The sequence below is a fragment of the Aeromonas sp. HMWF015 genome (assembly GCF_963878965.1).
Taxonomy (GTDB): Bacteria; Pseudomonadota; Gammaproteobacteria; order Enterobacterales; family Aeromonadaceae; genus Aeromonas; species Aeromonas veronii.
Map to the genome: position 1 here is coordinate 1 of NZ_CAWNZT010000084.1, position 2,452 is coordinate 2,452.

General features: G+C 54.4%; 3 protein-coding genes. 2 read left to right on the top strand and 1 reads right to left on the bottom strand.

Annotated features, from left to right (window positions below):
* The coding region (locus tag AACS18_RS03735; RefSeq protein WP_146184846.1) for a calcium-binding protein at positions 1 to 1,107 on the top strand (1,107 nt) is incomplete at its 5' end.
* 72 nt (positions 1,108 to 1,179) lie between these two features.
* Here AACS18_RS03735 and AACS18_RS03740 read toward each other — a convergent pair.
* Entirely contained in the window at positions 1,180 to 1,674 is a 495-nt protein-coding gene (locus tag AACS18_RS03740) for a hypothetical protein (RefSeq protein WP_005335330.1), read from the bottom strand.
* A 185-nt stretch (positions 1,675 to 1,859) separates the two neighbouring features.
* Between AACS18_RS03740 and AACS18_RS03745 the strand changes: the two genes are divergently transcribed.
* The coding region (locus tag AACS18_RS03745; protein WP_146184847.1) for a PAS domain-containing protein at positions 1,860 to 2,452 on the top strand (593 nt) is incomplete at its 3' end.

Here is a 2,452-nt window from a genome sequence, read left to right on the forward strand (position 1 = left end):
ATCGATAACAAGCATTCGCTGATTGTCGATCTTGATAACGGCAGTTACCAGTTCTTTGGTGCTGCAGTGTCGCCCTCGGTCAAGCTTGATTTCGGTTACACCTTGAAAGATCTCGATGGTGACACCAGTGCAAGTACGCTGACCTTTGTTGTGGGTTATGACATCAAGTCAACGGGCGATATGATCGACTCTGTGCATATGTATGACCCCACAGCCAGTAATCAGAAAGTGCAATGGTCGACATCCGGAACTGGCACCCCGATCGACAAGACGCTACAGCACGTTGAAAACGGCATAGTTGTCGATGTGGGTGTCGGTGGCGACAAGGTCTACTTGGGTAAGGGTAACGATATTATCTATCTGGGAGACAGCCATGTATCCGGTTTCGATAGCAATTCCCAGCAGAAACAGGATGCAGCAGAGCTTGCCGTGGATAACTTCAGCCGTGGAGCAGATTCGCTTCTACTGCAAGACCCCAACAATGAAAACAGCGATCTGAAGATCACTGCAAACAGCAATGCCTATCTGGATATTGCTCATGGTGGTGGTGGTGATGACCGCATCTATGGTCAAAATGGCTCTGATGTCATTTTTGGTGGTTCGGGTAACGACCATCTCTACGGTGGTGACGGTAAAGATGCGCTGCGTGGAGGGAGTGGAAGCGATGTGCTGGATGCTGGAGCTGGTAATGACTATCTGATCGGTGGTTTGGGTAATGACATCCTGATTGGTGGGGAAGGGGCTGATACCTTTGTCTGGAACAAGGGAGATACCGTATCCGGCTCCCTGACCAAGGATTACATCATGGACTTCAACAAGGGGTCAGGCACCATCAACCGTTTGGAAGGAGACAAGCTGGATCTGAGCGACCTGCTGGATCACGACGGTTCTCACAGTACAACCGATCTGAAGAGTCTGCTCTCGGTGTTCCAGGACAATGAAGGGGTGCACCTGCAGGTCAAGGAGAGCAGTACTGCGCCGGTGACTCAGGAGATTGTGCTGATGAACCATACCTTCGACAGTCTGACGGGCGGTTCTGGCACCACGGCCAACCAGGTGATCGATTACATGTTGACCAACAACATGCTCGATATTGACAAGCAGTAAGCACTAACAACTACGCAATAAAAAAGCGGCAGAGCAATCTGCCGCTTTTTTTATCTTTGCAGGGAAGAGAAATCAGTTGCCGAGGGTGGCAAACAGGCTCTGCTCCAGGGTGCCGCGGGAGACACAGACCGGCTTGATGGACGGGGCCGGTACGCGCTCGCCTGAGGATTCAACGAAGAACAGCTCGGTGTTGCCCTTGACGTTGACCGTGGCCACGCTGCTGTTGCCGCTCTGGGTGATGATCAGGTTGATCTGCAGGTTCGGGTTGCCCAGTGCAACTTTGGAACCCATGGTGCCGCAGTCCAGCCACTCCAGCCCGTCGGCTGATTGGTTGACGTTGGCGGTCATCAGGCCGGAGCCACGCTGGCTGTTTTCGATGGTGAGGCCGTGATCGGTGAACCACTTCTCGGCGCGAGCCCACACCAGATCCACCGGGATCGCCATTTCCTGAGTATTGTTGGTTGCCTTGGCAATTGGCGGGTTGTAGCGATACTCCTCACCGCCGTTATTGTCACCAGCACAACCAACCAGCAGCAGCGCCAATGCGCTCCCCATAATCTTTTTCATCTTGTTTCTCTCGTCCATATCACCAGGCCATTGGCCAACCGGCGCCTATTATCGCCGGAGCGACAATCTCTGTCAGCAACCATCCAGCGTTCGATGTTATGGGGAGGTGATCGGGGTGCTTTACAAAATTGGTTTGCTATCATAGATTTGCTCGAAATTCCTCCATAAGCACCCCTGTGACTAACATGCTCACCCCGGATCTGCTGCAGCAGATCATCGACCAATTGCCAATGAGTATCTTCTGTCGAGATAGTCATGGGCGTTACCTGTTCGCCAATCGTGAGTTCGCCCGTGAAGCCAAGCTGGAGTCGCCTGCCGAGGTAGTCGGCAAGACAGATGCAGAGATGCCATGGGGCGATCTCTTTCGCAGTGAGGATGAGCAGCTGCTTGCCGGAGGCGTGCCGATGCTGTATCAGCAGCTTCATTGCAACCGGGGCGGGAATACCTGCTGGATGGAGGTGCACAAGGTGCCTCTTTACACCCCGCAGGGAGAGGCGTGCGCAGTGTTTGGCGTGGTTAACGAGATTGCCCAGCGCAAGAGCCTGGAACAGACGGTCAAAAAGCAGCAGTTGTTGCAGCGCTTTCTGCTCGATGCCATTCCTGACCTGATCCGTTTCGATGATCACAACGGGGTGCTGCTGGAGTGCAATCAGGCATTCCTCGACTTTATCGGCCAGGGTGCCGATGAGGTGCTGGGTCAGCAGCTGCCGTTCCGGCTGGCGGCGCCGCAGGGGATGGGCCACGGCGAGTGCTGTCTGCTGGATGCCAGCGGGCAGGG

Bases quoted from the DNA above. Each gene is read 5' to 3' on its own strand.
- AACS18_RS03740 (WP_005335330.1), bottom strand. From the start codon at position 1,674: ATGAAAAAGATTATGGGGAGCGCATTGGCGCTGCTGCTGGTTGGTTGT.